This window comes from Bacillus cereus group sp. N8 (assembly GCF_016483685.1).
Classification (GTDB): domain Bacteria; phylum Bacillota; class Bacilli; order Bacillales; family Bacillaceae_G; genus Bacillus_A; species Bacillus_A proteolyticus.
In genome coordinates this window covers 69262-90030 of the sequence record NZ_JAEHBK010000008.1, presented here as the reverse complement: position 1 = coordinate 90030, position 20769 = coordinate 69262, and the positions used below count along the sequence as shown (strand labels likewise).

Here is a 20769-nt window from a genome sequence, read left to right as displayed (position 1 = left end):
TGTTCAATTTAATACACGATAAGGAGGATTTCTATGAAACGTGACATTAGAAAAGCTGTTGAAGAAATCAAAAGTGTTGGGATGGAGGATTTTTTATACCAAGATCCAAGTACTTTTGAGTGCGATGATGATAAATTCTCTCATCATAAATGTACAACAAGGCGTAAATGTACAACAGGGCGTAAATGTACAACAAGGTGTAAATGTACAACAAGGTGTAAATTTACAACAGGGCGTAAATGTACAAGAACAAGATGTACTCGCGTGAAAAAATTCGATCACTTCTGGTTTAAAAAACGTAATTGCTAGTTTTTTATGCCACAAAAAAGGCCGCTACTGCGACCTTTTTTACGTTTACTGAAAATGACTTATATCTGCAAATTGTTTTACTTTACCAAGATCTTCATCAAATTCAATCACACTAAGACTCGCGCTATGCATAAATGGCTCTCCCCATACATGTTCAATTTCAAGACCTGCAAAATGTCCTACAAGTAGTTTCGCTGCTGCAGCATGAGTAACTATTAAAATGTTTTCTCCTTTATGCTTTTCTAAAAGAAAGTGTATCCCTTCAATTACTCTTTTATAAACGGCCGCAAAGTTTTCCCCTGATGTTGACTGAAAAAGATGTGGTTCATTCCAAAATAAATGTACTTCTTCTGGATATTGCATTTCCAAATCAGCAATTGTTTGCCCTTCCCATATCCCCATATTTATTTCATAGAAACGTTCATCTTCTATAATTGGAATATCGCGTTCCCCTTTAATCAATTCTGCAGTATGAAGCGTTCTTTCGCTTGGACTACTATATATGGCATGGAGTGGTAAATCCTTCATACGCTCCCCTAATTGTTTCGCTTGTATCATACCATTCTCTGTTAATGCTGAATTTTTCCGTCCTTGCATCCGCCCTGCTACATTCCATTCTGTCTCACCGTGCCTTGTTACATATACCGTTGTCTTCATTTCCCATGCCTCCTTACCATTTTGGCCGCGATTCCCACGGCTCTACTCTCCCTACAATCCATTCTGTGCATTTACTTTCAATTCCTTTTATAACTCCGTCAGCAATCTCTTCATGAGTAAGCCATCTTGTATATGTATCTTCTAAAATAAACCCTAATATAATTCTATAATAGCTACATAATACCCCACCTATTTTTTGTGACTTCGTACGTGATGCACTACTACCTAATATATGAAATAAACTGTACTTTTCCGATGACAATTCAACCTCATTACAAATGAGTCGTAATGCATGCTTAGCACTCGAATGTATCCATGCAACAACTAATGTAATTGGACCATTCTGTTCAATTGTATTTGTAATAGATCGCTTTAGATCATCGTCATTTTGATAATCTAAAGGAAGACATGTTATATTTTCTGGTGCCGAACTCGCTTGCTTAACATTTTCTAATTTCACTTCATCTCGTCCAATAACAGACACACGAAATCCTTGATCACAAAGCCACATAGAAACTTTCTTTAACATTCCTGTTCCACCAATTACAAGTGCATGCAACTTCTTTCCCCCTTAGTAAAATGTCATATGAGGTTTCTCTTCCCTATAATAATTAAGTCGATCTTGTAACGTCCCTGAATGAAACTCAAATTTATGGCCATCTGGATCTTGAAAATATATAGATTCACAATCCCTCACATCTCGTTCTCTACCCTTTAAAATATGAACTTCATTTTCTTCTAATCGCTTTAACAAACAATTAAAATCTTCTTGTTCTACAGTGAATGAAATGTGCGTATAAGATTGATGAATCTCATTTCTTGGAATATGTACCTCTTCATTAAGTGCTACCCACACTCCGCATATATTAAAATATGCAAGCTTTCTTCCTTTGACCAATAATTCTCCTTCTAGTATCTTTTCGTAAAACACAATAGATTTCTCTAAATCTGAAACCGAAAAACAAAGATGATTGATTCCCCTTAACAACTATAGCTCCCCCTTATACAAATAAAAGATGAGCGAAAATTCACTCATCTTTTATTATACTATTTCTTTGTAATATATGCCCATTTATAACTAAAGTCCCCACCAAATGTATGGTTAGCGATACCTTTTACAAATGTCTTCTCTAAATAAGCCGTACTTTGCTGATAAGCAGGTGAGATTGCAGCGTCTTGACCAATTAAGATTTTTTCAGCTTCCGCAAGTGCTTTCCAGCGTGCTGCATCATCTTTTAATAATTCTCCTTTTGATTTTGCTACTAAATCATCATACTTCGGATTAGAATAGTCCATTTCATTAAATGAGCTTCCAGTTACAAACATATCAATATAAGTCATTGGATCTGGATAGTCCGGACTCCATGCCGATAATGAGAATTCATATTCAAATTTCTTTTCTAATTCTAGCTTCTGCTTATATGGTTGTTGTTTCAAATTCACTTTAATACCAGGTAAATTTTTCTCTAACTCTTCTTTAATAAAGTCGCCCACTTTTTTACGGCTACCGTTATCATCATTTAGAAACTCTACTGTAATTGTATCTTGGCCAAGCTCTTTCTTCGCTTCTTCCCATAATTTTTTTGCTTTTGCTGCATTATCTTTACTGTCACGGAAATTTTTATTAACAGCACGGAAATCTTTCCCATCTGGCCCTGTCGTAAATTTTTCAGGTACTAAGAAATATGCTGGCAATGATCCGTCATTTAAAATAACATTCGCAATTCCTTTTTTATCATATGCCAAATCAATTGCTTCACGGACTTTTTGGTTTTTAAATGTTGCATTTTTTTGGTTAAAACGCAAGAAATACATGCGTGGATCTAACTTCGTTTTAAATTCATCTGGCTTATTCTTTTTATATTTATCAACAAATTCAGAAGTTAAAATAACTCGATCTGCTTGATCACTATCATATAAATTTACTCCCGTGCTTGTTTCCTTCACAATACTTACATTAATTTCGTCCAACTTTACAGTATCTTTATCCCAATAATTAGGATTTTTCTTCAACTGATAATTTTGTTCATGTTTCCATTGACTCATTGTAAATGGTCCATTATATAATAATTTATCTGCTTCTAATCCGTATTTATCTCCTTGCTCTTTCACATATTTTTCATTTAATGGGAAAAATGTAGGGAACGACGTAAGCTCAAGAAAATAAGGTGCTGGTTGCTCTAATTCTACTACCAACGTTTTATCATCCTTCGCTTTAACACCCAATTGATCTGATGGTAATTCTCCTTTATTTACTTTCTGTGCATTTTTCACATCAAATAAAATGAATGCATATTCTGCCGCTATTGCTTTATCTAATGTACGTTGCCATGCATATACAAAATCTTGTGCTCGAACTGGATCACCATTTGACCATTTCGCATCACGTAATTCAAAAGTATATGTCTTTTTATCTTCACTAATCTTCACATCTTTTGCCATGCCTGGTGTTGGTTTATTATCTTTATCTAGACGATATAAACCTTCCATTGCATTTACAAATACACGGAAAGATACAGAATCCGTTGATTTAGATGTATCCATTGAAGGAATTTCAGCTGTTTCTAGCAAATTTAAAACTTGTTTATCTGCCATTCCGTTATTCGATTCTTTCTTCGTTGTCGAAGCCTTCTCACCATTCCCACATCCTGCAACCAATACACTCGTCGTTAACGCAAGTGCAGCAATTGTTGTTGTCTTTCTCTTCATTCTTCCTTCCCCCAATCTATATGTATAAGTTAAATCCTATATAATATATTTCATTATACAAAAAATTCTGATTATTTTAAATATTTATTTTAACAAACATAGAAAAAAGCGGTCGGAAATTTCTTTCCAGCCGCTTTCTTGAATAGCATTTACTTGTAATCCATCCTCTATATCAAATGGATTTTGAACCTTAAATATTTCTTCCATCATCTTCAAAAACTCTTCTTCATTTTTAGATTCACCATTAACCGTAAGTGAGTATGGTTCCACTTCACCCAATTTATAATCGACAACAAATTGAATCGTCACCTTTTGTCTTGGCGTTCCGGCGTTATATCCTTGGAATTCTACTAATTCTAACCCTTCCGTTCCACGATAATATATCCAACCTGAATTTTGAAAATAATTTTCGAAAGATTCACCTATTGAAAAGAAAGGATATTCATAAAGCGAACTTGTACGAACCTTTTGAATAACGTCTCGATCAGTCGGAAAAAAGAAATGGCTTAAAAGAAGGCTAGCAACTGCTAAAATAGTTACGATTGTTGCTCCCATTTTACTCGTTCCACCACTATCACGGATGAGATAATTTTCAACCGCTTCATCTTTAATTCCCCGTGCTTTTATTCGATATATACGCCTTTCTGCAAATTGATAATATAATCCATTCGCAAAAATCCCCATCCCAAATAGAATAAAAACGAGTAATAAAAACGTAAGAGGCACCATATTAATGATTGGCAATGCTACGTTGAACCCCATATAATAAGAAAACGCATCACATGCTACTAATAACAGTATAAATAAAGCAGCAGGTAAATAATACTTACGATATCCAAGCCAACCCACATTGAAAATAGCAGCCAAACCATTCCAGCTCCACCTAGCAATTCGCTTGTTTTCAAGCTCCCATTTTCTTTTGTAATACGGATATTGTCTCCCTACATATACTTCTAATTCTTTGTCTATTAACGAGCTACTTTCCCCTTGTTCATTATGCAAATTTCGTTGGCAATTTGCACAATTTAACTGATCATTAGTACAAGGTTGCCCACAATTTATACATTTCAAAACGATCCCTCTTTCCATCCACACTTCATTTTAAAATACCTTCATGCTTCAATAACCACTCTTTCCTCCATAAACCACCCGCATACCCAACAAGCTTTCCACTCTTTCCTATTACACGGTGACATGGAACGATAATTGAAATTGGATTCCGGCTATTTGCTCCTCCTATCGCTCGTACAGCTTTTGTATTGCCGACCTTCTCCGCAATATCTAAATATGAAGCACTTACGCCGTACGGAATAGTATAGAGCGCATCCCATACATTTTTTTGAAATAATGTTCCCTCAGCAGACAACGGAACCGTGAACTCTTTTCTTTTCCCCTTAAAATATTCCTCTAGCTCATTTATACACTGATCTATCATTTCATTTGTACGTTCTTCTTGTCGTTCATCAACAAATATAACAGACGTAATTCCTTTATCATTTGCTGTAATTTCCAGCAAACCTAATTCACTTTCATAATAAGCCTGATACATATGTCATCCTCCAATTCATTTCATATTAGTCATTGTAACACGAATAGACAAAATTTTTCGTATAAGCGTTTTGTTAGGGAAACAAAAAAGAGAATGATACAATGTAAGAAAATTCAATCAAGGAGGCTATTTGATGCATTCCCAACTTTTTTCACCCTATACAATTAAGGACGTTACACTAAAAAACCGTATCGTTATGTCGCCTATGTGCATGTATTCATCAGAAAACGCGGATGGTCAAGTAACTAATTTTCATCTCGTCCATTATGGAACCAGGGCCGCTGGTCAAGTAGGTCTAGTTATGATTGAAGCAACAGCTGTGTTACCTGAAGGACGAATTTCTAACAAAGACCTAGGCATTTGGGATGACATTTTAATTGAAGGCTTACATAAAACGACAACTTTTATACATGATAACGGTGCAAAAGCAGCCATTCAACTCGCTCATGCCGGAAGAAAGGCTGAATTAGAAACAGACGCTTTCGCTCCCTCAGCAGTTCCATTTAGCGACGGAATGAAAATACCAGTAGAAATGAATAAACAGCAAATTAAAGAAACTGTTTCTGCTTTTCAAAAAGCAGCTTTCCGCTCTAAACAAGCGGGATTTGACATTATTGAATTACACGGTGCTCACGGTTATCTTATTAACGAATTTCTTTCTCCACTTTCCAATAAGCGGACTGATGAATACGGGGGCTCACCTGAAAATCGCTATCGTTTCTTACGCGAAATCATTGACTCTGTAAATGAAGTTTGGAACGGACCGTTATTTGTTCGTATTTCGGCAAATGATTATCATCCTGATGGGTTAACGGTTCAAGATTATGTACAGTATACAGGATGGATGAAAGAACAGGGTGTAGATTTAATCGATTGTAGTTCTGGTGCTGTTGTACCGGCACATATTGATGTGTATCCTGGGTATCAAGTACAATATGCTAAACATATTAAGGAACATATTAACATTGCAACAGGCGCAGTAGGATTAATTACAACTGGATCACAAGCAGAGCAAATTTTAAAAACTAACGAGGCAGATTTAATTTTTATCGGACGTGAGTTACTTCGCAATCCATACTTCCCAAGAATAGCCGCCAATGAACTAGGCTTTGAATTACAAGAACCATATCAATACGGGCGAGCACCTGGAAACATTAAAACTAATAAATAAAACCGAGAAGTCATTCTTCTCGGTTTTATTTATTCGATCGTTGTAATTTCATTTGAATTATAAATATGGATACCCGATTCCTCTCGCAATGCAGTTATATACATTCCTTTCGCCACATCTTTAGCTGAAATTGGTTTGTACTTTTTAAAAGCTCCTTTAAATATAAACGGGAGAATACGAGATAATTTCTCGGCCATTCTTTCTCCAAAACGATATTCTTGTCGATTTCCTACTAATAATGAAGGCCTAAAAATGTGTATGCCACCAATAACTAGCTTTTTCAGCTCCTCTTCCATCCTCCCCTTCACTTGCGAGTAAAAGAAGAATGATTTAGGATTCGCTCCCATTGATGAAATAACAAGAAAATTTTGCACGCCTTGTTTTTCAGCTAAGCAAGCAGCTCGCAATGTATATTCATAATCTACTTTTTTAAAATTCACCTTCGACTTCGCTTTTTTTATCGTTGTCCCTAAACAACTGAATACATCATCTACTGCAAAAAATTCTTTATATTCCTCTAACACTGAAAAATCCACCTGTTTCTGCTGTAATTTCTCATGTTGTAATTGTAATGGTTCCCTTACAAAAATAGTAACCGAATCGTAGTAATCTGAGTCAAGTAATAGTCGCGTTATTTCTTGTCCAACTAACCCACTTGCACCAAGTACTAACGCTGTTCGCTTATTCATATATGTGTATACCTCTTTATTTACTATTCTCCCCTATAGCTATTCGTCGCTAACAGGAGTTTCCATTCTCCTATTTTACCATAAGTAAAGCACTATGCGTACGCATAGTGCTTTACTTACTCTTTTTTCTTTTCTTTTTCTTCCATTGGTAATTTCGTTATTGTTGTAGCATCTCCTAAATTACTTATTAATCTCCTTAAAAAAATTAAAACAAAAGATAATGGCAAAACGACCGCAAGTATTAATAAGATGGCCTCCATGAAGTAACCCAAGCACTCATCCCCTTTTCTCTGCTCCCTCCCAATATATGAAAGTAACATTGTCACATATGCACTAATAATAAAAATTAATACCTTTCTTTTTGACAAATTTATAACAAAATCAAATCGTAATGATTATTATTTATTGCAACTTTCATAAAGATGTATTATACTAGGTTCGCGAACTAAAACGTAATTATTCCGTTTTGCATTAAAACGATATTTTCTTCTTATATTTGGAGAAAATATAATTGTAAAAAAGAAAAGAGGAGAATTATATGCCTAAAAAATTAGCTCTATTTTCATTTATACTTATTTTCACACTCATCTTTGCTGGATGTTCTAACAACAAAGAAGGTGCAGCGAAAAAAGATGGGAAACTTTCTGTTTATACAACCATTTTCCCACTCGCTGACTTTGCCAAAAAAATCGGTGGTGATTATGTAAATGTAGAAACAATTTACCCACCTGGTGCGGATTCTCATACATTCGAACCAAGTCAAAAGCAGACTGTACAAGTTGCGAAAGCCGATTTATTTGTTTATAACGGCGCAGAATTAGAACCCTTTGCCGAAAAAATGGAAAAATCATTAAAAAAAGAAAACGTAAAAATTGTAAATGCATCTAAAGATATCGAACTTCGTGCTTCATCTGAAGAAGAGCAGCACGATCATGGAGACGGTCATAAAGAAGATGAACATCATCATGATAAAGACCCACACGTTTGGATCGATCCTACTCTTGCGATGAAACAAGCAGAAAAAATTAAAAATGCACTTGTAGAATTACAGCCTGAACATAAAAAAGAGTTCGAAAAAAACTTTGCAGCACTACAAACAAAATTTACTGATTTAGATGATCAATTTAAAGCTGTCGTTGCAAATGCAAAAACGAAAGAAATATTAGTTTCACACGCAGCTTATGGCTACTGGGAACAACGATACGGTTTAAAACAAATCCCAATCGCTGGAATTTCAGCATCTGATGAACCATCTCAAAAACAGCTGGCTGACATTACAAAAACAGTAAAAGAGCACGGCCTAAAATATATTTTATTTGAAACATTCTCTACTCCAAAAGTAGCATCAGTGATTCAACAAGAAACTGGCACAAAAATTTTACGTTTAAATCACCTTGCTACTATTTCTGAAGATGATGCTAAGAACAATAAAGATTACTTTACTTTAATGGAAGAAAACGTGAATACTTTAAAAGAAGCAACAAACTAATCAACTATATTTTCTAGGCAGCTGAATATGTCATTCAGCTGCCTTTTTATGTATTTACCCTTGACTTGACCGAAATAACAAGTAAAATTATCCATATTAGCTTTTAAGCTATAATAATTTAGAAGGTGAGTTGGAACTATGAATCTTCACATTTGTGAAGTAACAGCAAATAATTGGCGTTCAGTTGCTGCTTTAGACGTAGCAAAAGACCAGCAGCAATTTATTGAAAGCAATGCGTTTTCTTTAGCAGAATCATTATATGAAGAAAACGGAACGTCAGTAGGCTTATATGACAAAGAAACACTCGTTGGATACGCAATGTACGGTTGGTATTCCCAAAAGCATGAAAGCGTATGGTTAGATCGTTTTATGATTGATCAGCATTTTCAAGGAAAAGGATATGCAAAACGTTTCCTTCGCTTGCTCATTCAATTCTTACAACAAAAATTCGAATGTAAAATAATTTATTTAAGTTTACATCCTGACAACAAACTCGCAATGGGACTTTATGAGTCATTTGGCTTCCGTTTAAACGGGGATATCGATGACGAAGGCCCAGTTGTAGGTGTTGTAATGGAATTACTAATAGATGAAAATACAAGCCTGTGAAAACAGGCTTTTTATTATTTATTTATTAATGTCACATTTTCTATATTTAATTTTTTCTTCCTATGTGCTTCGCTTTTGCAATCTAGTATTATCTCCGTAAAATGCTCATTCGATTGAATTAGATGAATCATTTGATTGTTTAAACGTATTACTATTTCTTCTTCCTCATTTGTAACATCTGAAAATAGACAATTAATAATGTCTCTATCTTCATTTGTTATTTCTCCATATAATTTCACCGTATTTATTCCTGTAATTCCCTGTTCCAAACTATTTGGATACATATATTTCTCCATATATTCTCTGCTCTTTTGATCGTCCATTTGTTGTAGTAAGAATTGAAACGGCATCCCCTTCATCGGCTGTATGTATGCATTTTTCCACGGCATAGTTTTCTTAAATAAATTAAAAAACCACTTATATTGTAATGATTCTGGTTTTGTAATTTCAATTCCAGCTTCTATCATTTTTTCATACACTTTATCTATATTTTCAACATCAATTGCCAATCCGATGAGTCCTCTATGGCCAGCATAATATTTCTGAACCCACTCTTGTACCCAACCACCCCCATCTTTTGTTTTTACTCTTACTAATTCTAAATATTCTTTTCCAATCCATATGTTAGATACTTTAAACCCTTTCGTTCCCTTTCCCCATTTTGGAACATATGGAAGCCCGATAGAATGTACATTTTTAATCGTTTCCTTATTTTCTTGCATCTCTTTATTTACATTTATAACAAGATGATCGATTTTCATATTCTTCCCACCACATTTTTATTTTTTTAATAGTTTCTCTAACCTATGAATAAATCGAAGTTGCATCTCACATTGTTCATACATATTTTCGAAAATTAGTTTCACATACGCTGGCGCGTTATCTTTTAGTCTTTCTCCTTTCCTCATCTCTTCATAAGTAGATCGTATTTCACTTTTCTGCTCTTCTAAAGCTTCTAAAATCTCCTCTCTCATACTCTCTTCTTCTGACAGAAATGTTAACGCTGTATATAGATGTTTCGGAAACATAACTGAAGTTTTTTGAAACGACTCTTTTAATAACCTTTTAAATTCTTGACTTCCCTTTTCTGTAATACAATATATCGTTTTCGACCGTTTTCCGGTCATTTCAATTGCTTTAACTTGAATGAAATTTTCATTTTCCATTTTTTTTAATGCGTGATAAATAGAAGCTGGGAAAACTTCCGCCCATTTATTACTTTGCACCATATTTAGCGCCTGCTGTATTTCATAACCAGATAGCGACTCCCTTTTAGTAAGCAATCCAAGAATCATTAAACGCACCTTTTCTCCCCCTACCCTAACAAAATACTAAACATTTAGTATTTTCAGATTATTTTAATACAAATTCCAATTTTAGTAAACAAAAAAAGCCTGCAATATACGCAGACTTATTTCACACACTCTTCAAAATGTTCCTGGAACCATTCTTTATTAATATCTTTTCCGATGAAAACTACTTCACTTACTCGCTCTTCGCCCTCTTGCCACTCTCTATCGTACGAAGCAGCAAACAATGTATGTACACCTTGGAATACGATGCGTTTATCTACTCCATCTATCGATAAAATTCCTTTGTAACGATATAAATACTCTCCTAGCTCTTGAACGACAGCTGACATCCACTCATTCAGTTTTTGTAAATCTAACGGCCGCTCTTCACGGAGTACAAACGATTTTACACCTTCTAAATGATTATGTTCTTTATGAGGGTAAATTTGTAACGTATCTTTCGTTTTAAACGTTTGAATTTGTAGTAACGATGGTATATCTACCTCACAGTTAGTCGTCTCGATTAATTTTGCAGTTGGGTTAATTCCTTGCAGTTCATGCAAGAGATTTTCCTTTTCACTTTCTTCAATTAAATCTAATTTATTCACCAGCACTACATCAGCAAATGCAATTTGTTCCTTCGCTTCTAGTCCCTTTTCAAAATGTTTATGTATATGATAACTATCTACTACTGTTACAACGCCGTTAATTTGGTATGCAGATTGAATAACTGGATCTAAAAAGAATGTTTGAATAATCGGACCTGGGTTCGCAAGACCGGTCGTTTCAATTACTAAACCATCAAAATCCATTTCCCCCTCTGCTTTTACATCCAGTAATTGTTTTAAAGCAACGAGTAAATCTTCACGTACAGTACAGCATAAACAGCCATTTGTCATTTCCATAATTTCTTCTTCAACATTCATAATCAATTGATTATCAATACCAATTTGTCCTATTTCATTTACAATCACCGCCAATTTCTTACCGTGATTTTCTGATAAAATACGATTTAATAAAGTCGTTTTCCCTGATCCAAGAAAACCAGTTAATATTGTTACTGGAATCATCCCTTACATCTCCTTATAGCTCTATGTTCCTACATTATAGCATATAGAGAAAATCGTTTTTGTAGCAAAACATATTTATTGTATGTACAACCGGGTAACTATATAATAGTATGTAGCAAGAAAGCCTTTTCAAAAATATTATCATTCATCAAGGGGGTACTTAAAATGGAACGAGTTCAAATGGCCGAAACACTAGAATTTTCTCGTATTATTCAAGGATTTTGGCGTTTAGCAGAATGGAATATGACGAAACAAGAATTACTTTCTTTTATTGAATCTTGTATGGATATGGGGATCACTACTTTTGATCACGCTGATATTTATGGTGGATATACGTGTGAAGAATTGTTTGGAGAAGCGTTACAACTCAAGCCTTCCTTACGCGAAAACATGCAAATTATCACAAAATGTGGAATCGCTCCCCCATCACCGGAATTTCCAGAGCGATATGTTGCTCACTACAACACGAGTGCTGAACATATCATAAAGAGCGCGGAGGATTCATTACAAAACTTACATACAGATTATATTGATGTATTGCTCATTCACCGCCCTGATCCATTTATGGACCCAAATGAAGTGGCCGAAGCGTTCTCACGCTTAAAGCAAGAAGGAAAAGTTCGTCACTTCGGTGTATCTAACTTTTTACCTTCACAGTTTAATATGTTAAGTTCGTATTTAGATTTCCCGCTTATTACGAACCAAATTGAAGTATCTGCGTTGCAACTTGAGCATTTTGAAAAAGGTACGATTGATTTATGCCAAGAAAAACGAATCAATCCAATGATTTGGTCACCTCTTGCTGGTGGAGAAATCTTTACTGGCCAATCAGAACGCGCCTTACGTGTACGTGAAACTTTACAAAAAATTGCTACTGTGCTAGGTGTTGATAGCATCGATACTGTTATGTATGCATGGTTACTTGCTCATCCAGCTAAAATGATGCCAATTGTTGGCTCTGGCAAATTAGATCGAGTAAAAACGGCTGCAATGGCAACAAAAGTTAATTTAGACCGCCAACAATGGTTTACAATTTTCGAGAGCTCTAACGGTCATCCTGTACCATAATATAAAAAAAGAAGAGCTATTTTCTTACAGCTCTTCTTTTTCATATGTATTTCTCGTCATTGCAAATACACACATATCTTTTAATCCATTTCCATCTACCGCAATACTGGCACTTTCTAAAATACCCTCTAATTTAAAGCCTAATTTCTCTGGTATCGCTCTACTCTTCTTATTTAGAGAATCACAACGAATTTCTACGCGGTTTGCTTTTAGTTCAGAAAAAGCGTAATCTGTTATACCTTTCGCAGCCTCTACCATATAGCCCTTTCCACTAAACCTTGAATCAATCCAATACCCGATTTCAAATTGAGGTATATCCCAATTAATACGATGTAATCCGGCAGATGCAATAAATTCACCTGTTTCTTTCGAAAAAACTAGTAATCTCAAATCCTCACGCTGCAAAAATTGAATATGTGATTTTCTAATACTCTCTTCTAGTTCTTCCGCTGTTTGCTCTTTTTGTGCAAAAGCCATCCAAGGTTTTAATTCTTGCATTGAAGCTTGAATTGCATCATATACAACTTTACCATCACCTGGTTTCGGCATTCGAATAAATAGCCTTTCAGTATAAAATTCAGAAGGAAAATCAAATAATAACGGATTCACTGTCAACACTCCCTATAATTCTTTTGTATATAATACTATCCATCTCAAGTTATACAGTAAAGAAATTTCTGAATTTTAAACATTTTATTCATTTACCTCTACCGCAACACGAACTCCAGACTCAATCGCACCTTGAATCCATCCGTGATACAGCGTTGTATGATCTCCAGCAAAGTATATTCTCCCCTCAGGTTTTACAATGACTGGCTGTAATTCAGATTCTTGACCAGCTTGAAAAAGAGCAAACCCTCCAAGTGCATATGGATCTAATGTCCAACTTTTTGATATTCCAGACATGAACTCATCATATACTTGACCGCCTAATATTGTTGCTAAGTTGTGTAATGTGTAATAAATACGATCACCCTTCGATAGCCCATCCCATAGTAACGCATCATAAGACCATGTATAGCTTCCTAACATCATAGCAGGTCCTTTCTCTCCAATTCCATGGCTTGGATAATAGGCGTAACGAATTGGCAAATCTGTTATGATTCTTCCGCCTAATTGTCCTTGTTCTTCCCAAAATCGACTTTTAAATTGAATTCCTATTTTCGTCGCAGGCATATAATGCAATTCACGAATTGCTTTCCACTTTTCATGAGATATAGAGTCAAATGGATCTACTTCCACAAAACGCATTGTCGAAAACGGAATTGTAACAATAACTAAATCCCCTGTAATACTACTATATTCAAAAGTTTCCTCGTTTCGATAGAAAGCCGTCACACCGTTATCGTGTTGATGTAGCTTCATTAATTTTTGATTATAAATAATATTCCCTTCTAATTGCGGTAAAAAAGATTTTGGTAATCTATCGTTTCCACCTATTATTTCACAAAATCCACTCTCCTCTTGCATAATGTATAAAAAACGTAACGTCTCAACGAATGATCTTTCTAAAAAACCTTCTAAATCTAATAAAACACCAATCATCTCAATCGTTATTGGTGAAAAATACGTATTATATTGATAAGGATGGTACTTTAAAAATTGTCCTGTAGAGTATCTTCCAAAATCCTTTACTACAACATCCCAATTTTTCTCTGGGTTCTTTTTTATAAAATTTATAATGGGCTGTACCGCTAACAATAATAGTTCCTCAGATGTTTTCCCAACTTCATTCATTTCCACAGGATATCTTAAAATACTTGGATCTTTTTCGTATTGTTTTAATGTCGTTTTCCGACCATTTACGTAGATGATATCTGTCTCATTCCTATTAATAAAAGGGCTCACCTGTAACCCAAATTTTCTTATATATGCCATCGTTAACGTGTGCGAATATGGAATTCTCATCGCTCCAACATCTAAATATAATCCGGTATCTTCCATTCTAACTGTCTCTATGCGGCCGCCTACACGATTGTTTGCTTCAAAAATCTTCACTTCATTTCCTGCAGCCTTTAATAAAGATGCCGAAACTAATCCAGCCATGCCTGCCCCTACTACAATAATTTGTTTCGGACGTGTCGTCTTATTCAATCCCTTATTTATAACTTGTAACGTTTCATCCATCTCAGTGTTATACATTAAGTCTTTCTGCACAATTCCACCCCTTACTTCATAAAATGCGCGTTAGTGGTTTAGTGCATTTTATTCATAAATCCCCATAAACATAACACCATTGCAATTTGAATATTCACTAAAAGTACATAAGAGACAGATCTCACATTTCTTTATGCTTCGTATAATATAGCAACTGCAACGAAGGAGTGGTTGAAAATGAAACAGACTTATGATTACCACGCTACAAAAAAACATCTAGAATTAAAGAAACAACACCTATGCAAAAAACTTAGTAATATGAAATTATCTGAAAAAGAGCGTGAACAAATAAAACTTGAGATTGATAACTACGAATATATATTAAACTTAGTCGAAATGAATCATTATGAACGAGGGTTTTCTCGTTAAAAGTGGCTATATTATCATCCTCTTTTTTGTGTGAGCATTTCATTACGCATTTTTCGTAAGTAAATATATAATAGAATGTACATTAAGATTGAGAGGTATATTCTATGATCAAATTAAGTGTATTAGACCAATCACCTATTTCTGATGGCAGCACAGCAACTGAAGCTTTTTCACATACAGTAACACTTGCACAAGAAGTTGAAAAACTAGGATTTACACGTTTTTGGGTATCCGAGCACCATAATTCTGTAAGCCTAGCAGGCTCAAGTCCAGAAATACTCATTTCACATATTGCAGCAAAAACGAATCGTATTAGAGTTGGTTCGGGTGGTGTTATGTTGCCACACTATAGTCCATATAAAGTTGCCGAGAATTTCCGCGTGTTAGAGGCACTTTATCCAAACCGTATTGACCTTGGTGTTGGTAGAGCGCCTGGTGGTATGCCGATAGCAACTCGCGCACTTCAAGAAGGTAAAATGGTCTCACTTGATCAATATCCAGAACAAATTGCAGATGTTGCTATGTACTTACATGATCAAGTACCAGAAAACCATCATTATGCAAATTTAAAGGCTACTCCAGTTATCACAACATCTCCTGAAATGTGGATGCTCGGTTCTAGCGGGGAAAGTGCAATGATTGCCGCAAAGCAAGGCGCTTCTTTTGCATTTGCACAGTTCATTAACGGATACGGTGGCCCTGAAGTAATGAAAGCCTATCAAGAGCAATTCCAACCTTCCTATTTAGGTGATAAACCAAAATCAATCGTCTCTATTTTTGTTATTTGCGGAGAAACAAACGAAGAAGCGGAGAATATAGCATCAAGCCTTGATTTATCGATTTTACTATTAGAACAAGGAAAACGGACTACTGGAACCCCTTCTATCGAAACTGCTCAAAATTATTCGTATAGTGCTTATGACCTATTTCGTATTAAAGAAAATCGTCAACGTATGATCGTCGGCGATCCGTCTTCTGTAAAAGAAAAAATATTAAACTTAAGCAAAGCATACAATGCTGAAGAGTTTATGATTGTCACAATCACTCATCAATTTGAAGATAAATTAAACTCTTATCGCCTATTGGCAGACGCTTTTAATTTATAATAACGAAAAGGAGATGCATCACATATGATGCATCTCCCTTTCTTACTACCAATCAATTGTTTTTGCTTCCTATATATTCAATAGCTTCTTTTAATAACTCCTCAAAATTCTCAGGATAATCATGATTTAAGTTAGGCACAACTTTATACTTATGTTCTATATTTTTATCCTTTAATAACTTTACAAATTGCTGTGTACATTCGAAACAATCTTCATCTTGATCCCCACATATTATATATCCTTTTATGCTTTTATCATGTAATATTCCAATCATTTCTTCCCATTCTTCCATTTCCGGGAGCCACGGTGCCACAAAAATAAAACCGTTCACTTCTATTTCACCTTGTAACATGGAATGTAACGCTACTCTTGCCCCAGCAGAAAAGCCACCAATAATAATATTTCCAAATGTTTTATTCGCTTTAATCTTATTGTAATGTTCTTTTAACTCTTCTCTTCCTCTTTCGATACTATCCCAAACATATCCATCTGAAAATTGAATTTGGGAAGATTGAGGCAATGCCAGCATAAAACCTTGTTCCATTACAGAGTTCCAATATGGTTCTATTATTTGTATATTTTCTTGATCCCCATGCAGTGTGATTAGTAGATTTTCATTTTGTTTGCTGTATTTATATTTCAGGTCTGCTTGTTCCGATTTCTTTGCTAATTCTTCTCTTTCTTTACATAATTGAACCATTCTATGAAACTCTTCAAATTTATGTAATGGTTTTAAATCATCATCGGAAATTAAATACTCACGTCCGTACCAAAACTCATTTTCTATAATTGCTTTCTTCATTAAATGCAACGCTTCTTCTTCAAGTCCTGCTGCACTTGCTAGCGCATATTTAAAGTTATATATTTGTGCTTCATTACCCACTACACCTTTAGCATGCTCCATTATATAAGAATATGCTTCAAAACTTCCTTTTTTTGCATAACAATCTAGCGTTTCATTTAATAATTGAATATAAGTCATACTATTTTTCATATAGAAATCCCCCGTAACCTTTTATAAAAATTTTTTCTCCAATCTTCCTATCATTCTAGGGTCACGGTATAAGTAGTAAAATTCTACAATTCAACTTAACAATACCTGATTTTCAGAATGATATTTAATAACTAATGTATGTATACGCACAATACACCACTCCTTCCTATCCACTAGTTATAGTATAAAATTAAATAGACTGAAAAATCAATATTTTAAAACAAAAAAAAGACAACAATATATTATTGTTGTTCTCATAACATCTACCCGGTATTCTTTTTTTTCTTATCTGGTTTACTTGAAACTAAATAATGCTTTTCTGAAATATATAAATTTCTTTTTAATATACGATTTAAATATGGTCCTAGCTTTATTCCACATATGAGGCGATCTTCGCTATCTTCAATAATTGGGAACATTTCTTTTTCTGTTACATATTGATCGACGGCTTTTTGTACGATATCAATTTCTTTAACTAGGTTTAAATTTTCTTCTGTATGCTCAAATACCTCAAGCGTTTCCTTCGTAATAAGAAAAAAATTGGTTGGAAATGCAGGTAAATAGGGCTTTAATAAATCATAATTTACTGTGTAATCATCATTTACTAATACTGTATAAACGATATTAGCATTCGTTTCTAGAAACTTAGCCATCGCTTGTTCTAATTCGTCTTTCGTAATTTCCCGCTCTTCTTTTCCAGTTCTGAAAAAGCGAAACATCGCATCGCCTCCTTTTTACTATATTATAGCATAAAAGGAAACTGAAAAATCATAAAAAACTCTATTGAAAGAATTTTTCAATAGAGTTTTTCTTTAATCCATTTATGTTTATTTTAAGAATGCACTTAACATCCACACATGTTGTTCTAATGTCGTATGAATTGCTAATAGCATATCAGCAGATGTTTCATCACCAGCTTCACCCGCTACTTCCATACCTTCTTTCAATTCTTGAATGAGTGCAGAAAAATCATTTACTAAAGTTTGTACCATTTCTTCTGCAGACTCTTTGCTTGTCCCTTCACTCACAGTAGAAGTTGCTAGATATTCTTTCATTGTCGCTAACGGTTTTCCTTCTAGCGCTAAAATACGTTCCGCTAACTCATCAATGTAAGTCCCTGCTTCATTATAAAACTCTTCAAATTTCTCATGTAATGTAAAGAAGTGTGGTCCTGTCACATACCAGTGATAATTATGCAATTTCACATATAACACATTCCAGTTTGCTACCTGCTTGTTTAATACTTCAACAACATTTGTTTTCGTACTCATACAATCCACTCCTCTTAGCATTTTTATAATTATTATCTTTTAATAACCTAATTACATTTTACCATACATTTCCTACTCTTTTGAATGAACAGCTTATATGTAACAAAGTTTTAACAACCTTAATATTTCCCTAATATCATATAATTCATGTATTCTTTCAGCTACTTCATATGTCTAATTGTCCAAGCTCACACATATGCATAATAGTAAGTCAAGCTCATCATAGAAGAAAGAGGGATAACATGGACAATCAACAATGGCAAGTAGCAAAGAAAGTCGCTGCTACTTATATCGGAACTGTCGTTGGAGCTGGATTTGCTACTGGACGAGAAATTGTTGAATTTTTTACAGTGAACGGATTTTACGGAACCATTGGCATATGTATAAGTGGATTTTTTTTTATTTGGCTCGGCACAAAGATGATGTTGCTTTCATCACAAATAGGGGCATTTTCAGCTCAAGAATTTAACAAATATTTATTTGGGGATGTATTTGGAAATGTCGTAAACACATTACTATTACTCGTATTATTTGGTGTAACAAGCGTTATGTTATCAGGGGCCGGGGCAGTATTTGAAGAACAACTCCGCCTCCCGAGACAACTTGGTATTTTCATCACAGTCATCGCCTGTCTCATTATTGGGAGTCGGGGATTACAAGGTGTTTTTGAAGTAAATACACTTGTCGTACCTATAATGATGATTTTTATTATCGGTCTTGCTATCACAACCTTTATTCATGGTACAACTCCTCTTATTAACACCATTCCTACAGAAAGTTGGAATATGAAATGGATTACTAGCCCGATTACATATGTTGCATTAAATCTTTCACTCGCCCAAAGTGTTCTCGTCCCATTAGCCAGTGAAGTAAAAGACCGAAAAGCTATTTTGTGGGGGGGGATTTTAGGAGGCGCAGGGCTTTGCTTCATTTTATTATGTAGCCATTTAGCAATATTATCAGTTGAACAATTTTATCAATACAACATCCCGATGGCTGAAGTTGTAAGAAGATTTAATGCCACTTTCCACTTTTTCTTTGTTCTTATTATTTTTGGTGAAGTGTTCACAACATTAGTTGGGAATATTTTCGGAATGACAAAACAAATGCAATCCATTACAGGATGGAAAAGTCATAACATTATTTACTTCATATTACTAATTAGTTATTGCTTTAGTTACATCGGATATAGCCAATTACTTCATATTCTATATCCAATTATCGGTTGGGTAAGCATCATTTTACTACCGATTATCGCTTTTAAACAACTTCAAAAAACATGAAAAAGCATCCGTTTATACGGATGCTTTTTCATGTTCATTCACACTCTTCACATACTTCCCAATACGGTCCCATTTCTACTGCAAGATATGGCTTTAATTGCAAACGAATCATTCGACTTGGCATACGTTCTAATACAAATTGAATGCCTTCTTCCTCTTCATCTAACTCAACTTTTGAAATAGCAATTCTTTGCATTGTAGTAATGGGGCTTCCATCTTTATATAAAGTGATTTTCACCTCATCATATTCATTAAAATACAATTCAACATTCATTTGCTTTTTTAACATTTCATCAACAATTTCATAATTATCATTTTGTTCCTGGATTATATATTTCCAGCCGCCTCTATCCAATTCTATCGGAGCAGCTTGGAATAATGTCATCAAATCCTCGTATAGCATAAGATAACCCCTCTCTTACTAAAAAACGATGAGTATTTTATATACCCTTTATCTCTATCACTATCCATGTATATTGTACCATATTTCACGAATCTTACCGCATTCATTTGCTTTATAAACACATACAAAACATATAGTATTTTTGATTCATTTTCTACTCACTAGTACGTCCCTTTACTTATAACTTATCACTCTCCATATTTCCTTCACACTACTTATAAATCTAAAAATTCCACACAAAAGAAGAGTGATTTTTATCACTCTCCTCAAAAGACTTTTCCTGCGGCTACTAATGCTAATACTATAATTAAACTGGCAAATAATAGCGAGACAATTAAACTAAAAATCGGTAATATTTTCTTTTCATTCTTCTTTGATAATAATCTCAAACTAAGAATGATATTTAATGGGACAAATATAAAATAAAAATATTTAACGATTTGTAATGAACTATTTGAAAGTGTTTTAAATACAAACACTTCAATTACAAAAACAGCAAAGAATAAAATACTTAACCAAAACGAGACATAACTAAGCCAAGAATGCCTTTTCGTTCCCCAATACACTCCCATAA

General features: G+C 34.4%; 25 protein-coding genes and 1 pseudogene. 8 read left to right on the top strand and 18 right to left on the bottom strand.

Annotated elements, in window-relative coordinates:
- Window positions 1-33: 33 nt before the first annotated feature.
- A pseudogene (locus JDS80_RS14410) lies at window positions 34-270 on the top strand (CotG/ExsB N-terminal domain-containing protein); the annotation flags it as partial.
- Between the two features lie 84 nt (window positions 271-354).
- Here the strand turns inward: JDS80_RS14410 and JDS80_RS14405 are convergent.
- The 6 genes from JDS80_RS14405 to JDS80_RS14380 all read right to left on the bottom strand — a co-directional run bounded on the left by JDS80_RS14405 (window position 355) and on the right by JDS80_RS14380 (window position 5224).
- Window positions 355-966: a phosphoserine phosphatase 1 gene (locus JDS80_RS14405; protein ID WP_098888940.1), complete on the bottom strand. Its 612-nt coding sequence runs from the start codon at window positions 964-966 to the stop codon at window positions 355-357.
- Between the two features lie 13 nt (window positions 967-979).
- Window positions 980-1525 carry a short-chain dehydrogenase gene (locus tag JDS80_RS14400; RefSeq protein ID WP_098888941.1) on the bottom strand — a complete coding sequence of 182 codons (546 nt, stop codon included), beginning with the start codon at window positions 1523-1525 and terminating at the stop codon, window positions 980-982.
- 12 nt (window positions 1526-1537) lie between these two features.
- Window positions 1538-1954, bottom strand: a complete 417-nt coding sequence (fosB, locus tag JDS80_RS14395) for a FosBx1 family fosfomycin resistance bacillithiol transferase (RefSeq protein ID WP_000943777.1) — start codon at window positions 1952-1954, stop codon at window positions 1538-1540.
- A 59-nt stretch (window positions 1955-2013) separates the two neighbouring features.
- A complete protein-coding gene (locus JDS80_RS14390; protein WP_071745611.1) occupies window positions 2014-3675 on the bottom strand; it encodes a peptide ABC transporter substrate-binding protein in 1662 nt (553 codons plus the stop codon).
- A gap of 84 nt (window positions 3676-3759) precedes the next feature.
- Window positions 3760-4746 (bottom strand): DUF2628 domain-containing protein, encoded by a 987-nt coding sequence (locus tag JDS80_RS14385; RefSeq protein ID WP_199638971.1) that lies wholly within the window; start codon window positions 4744-4746, stop codon window positions 3760-3762.
- Window positions 4747-4771: 25 nt separating this feature from the next.
- Window positions 4772-5224, bottom strand: a complete 453-nt coding sequence (locus tag JDS80_RS14380; protein WP_000283898.1) for a methylated-DNA--[protein]-cysteine S-methyltransferase — start codon at window positions 5222-5224, stop codon at window positions 4772-4774.
- A gap of 133 nt (window positions 5225-5357) precedes the next feature.
- Between JDS80_RS14380 and namA the strand changes: the two genes are divergently transcribed.
- Window positions 5358-6395: an NADPH dehydrogenase NamA gene (namA, locus tag JDS80_RS14375; RefSeq protein ID WP_071769941.1), complete on the top strand. Its 1038-nt coding sequence runs from the start codon at window positions 5358-5360 to the stop codon at window positions 6393-6395.
- Between the two features lie 29 nt (window positions 6396-6424).
- Here the strand turns inward: namA and JDS80_RS14370 are convergent, their stop codons facing one another.
- Window positions 6425-7084, bottom strand: a complete 660-nt coding sequence (locus JDS80_RS14370; protein ID WP_199638969.1) for an oxidoreductase — start codon at window positions 7082-7084, stop codon at window positions 6425-6427.
- A 116-nt stretch (window positions 7085-7200) separates the two neighbouring features.
- On the bottom strand, window positions 7201-7356 hold the full coding sequence (locus tag JDS80_RS14365; RefSeq protein ID WP_000540342.1) for a hypothetical protein: 156 nt from the start codon (window positions 7354-7356) through the stop codon (window positions 7201-7203).
- A gap of 266 nt (window positions 7357-7622) precedes the next feature.
- On the opposite strand from JDS80_RS14365, the gene JDS80_RS14360 reads away from it, so the two are divergent.
- Together JDS80_RS14360 and JDS80_RS14355 are read left to right on the top strand one after the other, a co-directional pair.
- Complete coding sequence (locus tag JDS80_RS14360) at window positions 7623-8573, top strand: metal ABC transporter substrate-binding protein (protein ID WP_016094218.1); 951 nt, start codon at window positions 7623-7625, stop codon at window positions 8571-8573.
- A 138-nt stretch (window positions 8574-8711) separates the two neighbouring features.
- Window positions 8712-9182, top strand: coding sequence for a GNAT family N-acetyltransferase (locus tag JDS80_RS14355; protein WP_071745616.1), 471 nt, complete (start codon window positions 8712-8714; stop codon window positions 9180-9182).
- Between the two features lie 14 nt (window positions 9183-9196).
- On the opposite strand, the gene JDS80_RS14350 is transcribed toward JDS80_RS14355, so the two are convergent.
- The 3 genes from JDS80_RS14350 to JDS80_RS14340 all read right to left on the bottom strand — a co-directional run bounded on the left by JDS80_RS14350 (window position 9197) and on the right by JDS80_RS14340 (window position 11544).
- Window positions 9197-9943 carry a VOC family protein gene (locus JDS80_RS14350; RefSeq protein WP_071745617.1) on the bottom strand — a complete coding sequence of 249 codons (747 nt, stop codon included), beginning with the start codon at window positions 9941-9943 and terminating at the stop codon, window positions 9197-9199.
- 18 nt (window positions 9944-9961) lie between these two features.
- Window positions 9962-10486 (bottom strand): PadR family transcriptional regulator, encoded by a 525-nt coding sequence (locus tag JDS80_RS14345; RefSeq protein ID WP_071745618.1) that lies wholly within the window; start codon window positions 10484-10486, stop codon window positions 9962-9964.
- 107 nt (window positions 10487-10593) lie between these two features.
- The gene (locus tag JDS80_RS14340) at window positions 10594-11544 is read right to left on the bottom strand and encodes a CobW family GTP-binding protein (protein WP_071745619.1); all 951 of its coding nucleotides are present in this window, start codon (window positions 11542-11544) and stop codon (window positions 10594-10596) included.
- 165 nt (window positions 11545-11709) lie between these two features.
- On the opposite strand from JDS80_RS14340, the gene JDS80_RS14335 reads away from it, so the two are divergent.
- Window positions 11710-12612, top strand: coding sequence for an aldo/keto reductase (locus JDS80_RS14335; protein ID WP_098888943.1), 903 nt, complete (start codon window positions 11710-11712; stop codon window positions 12610-12612).
- A gap of 24 nt (window positions 12613-12636) precedes the next feature.
- Here the strand turns inward: JDS80_RS14335 and JDS80_RS14330 are convergent, their stop codons facing one another.
- Both JDS80_RS14330 and JDS80_RS14325 read right to left on the bottom strand, forming a co-directional pair.
- Complete coding sequence (locus JDS80_RS14330) at window positions 12637-13221, bottom strand: GNAT family N-acetyltransferase (protein WP_071745621.1); 585 nt, start codon at window positions 13219-13221, stop codon at window positions 12637-12639.
- 84 nt (window positions 13222-13305) lie between these two features.
- The gene (locus tag JDS80_RS14325) at window positions 13306-14769 is read right to left on the bottom strand and encodes an FAD-dependent oxidoreductase (RefSeq protein ID WP_142347460.1); all 1464 of its coding nucleotides are present in this window, start codon (window positions 14767-14769) and stop codon (window positions 13306-13308) included.
- A gap of 177 nt (window positions 14770-14946) precedes the next feature.
- Here JDS80_RS14325 and JDS80_RS14320 point away from each other — a divergent pair, with 177 nt between their 5' ends.
- Both JDS80_RS14320 and JDS80_RS14315 read left to right on the top strand, forming a co-directional pair.
- Window positions 14947-15138 carry a DUF3896 family protein gene (locus JDS80_RS14320; protein WP_071769946.1) on the top strand — a complete coding sequence of 64 codons (192 nt, stop codon included), beginning with the start codon at window positions 14947-14949 and terminating at the stop codon, window positions 15136-15138.
- A gap of 104 nt (window positions 15139-15242) precedes the next feature.
- The gene (locus JDS80_RS14315; protein ID WP_071745624.1) at window positions 15243-16244 is read left to right on the top strand and encodes an LLM class flavin-dependent oxidoreductase; all 1002 of its coding nucleotides are present in this window, start codon (window positions 15243-15245) and stop codon (window positions 16242-16244) included.
- Between the two features lie 52 nt (window positions 16245-16296).
- Here the strand turns inward: JDS80_RS14315 and JDS80_RS14310 are convergent, their stop codons facing one another.
- The 3 genes from JDS80_RS14310 to JDS80_RS14300 form a co-directional block, all read right to left on the bottom strand.
- On the bottom strand, window positions 16297-17238 hold the full coding sequence (locus JDS80_RS14310) for an alpha/beta hydrolase (protein WP_098888944.1): 942 nt from the start codon (window positions 17236-17238) through the stop codon (window positions 16297-16299).
- A gap of 263 nt (window positions 17239-17501) precedes the next feature.
- A complete protein-coding gene (locus tag JDS80_RS14305) occupies window positions 17502-17957 on the bottom strand; it encodes a DUF3939 domain-containing protein (RefSeq protein WP_098888945.1) in 456 nt (151 codons plus the stop codon).
- Window positions 17958-18065: 108 nt separating this feature from the next.
- Entirely contained in the window at window positions 18066-18509 is a 444-nt protein-coding gene (locus JDS80_RS14300; RefSeq protein WP_000105200.1) for a Dps family protein, read from the bottom strand.
- 242 nt (window positions 18510-18751) lie between these two features.
- Here JDS80_RS14300 and JDS80_RS14295 point away from each other — a divergent pair, with 242 nt between their 5' ends.
- Window positions 18752-19792 (top strand): YkvI family membrane protein, encoded by a 1041-nt coding sequence (locus JDS80_RS14295; protein ID WP_098888946.1) that lies wholly within the window; start codon window positions 18752-18754, stop codon window positions 19790-19792.
- Window positions 19793-19826: 34 nt separating this feature from the next.
- Here JDS80_RS14295 and JDS80_RS14290 read toward each other — a convergent pair whose 3' ends face one another.
- Together JDS80_RS14290 and JDS80_RS14285 are read right to left on the bottom strand one after the other, a co-directional pair.
- Window positions 19827-20195, bottom strand: a complete 369-nt coding sequence (locus JDS80_RS14290; RefSeq protein ID WP_016129214.1) for a DUF3979 family protein — start codon at window positions 20193-20195, stop codon at window positions 19827-19829.
- A 266-nt stretch (window positions 20196-20461) separates the two neighbouring features.
- Window positions 20462-20767, bottom strand: a complete 306-nt coding sequence (locus JDS80_RS14285; protein WP_071745627.1) for a hypothetical protein — start codon at window positions 20765-20767, stop codon at window positions 20462-20464.
- Window positions 20768-20769 lie beyond the last annotated feature (2 nt).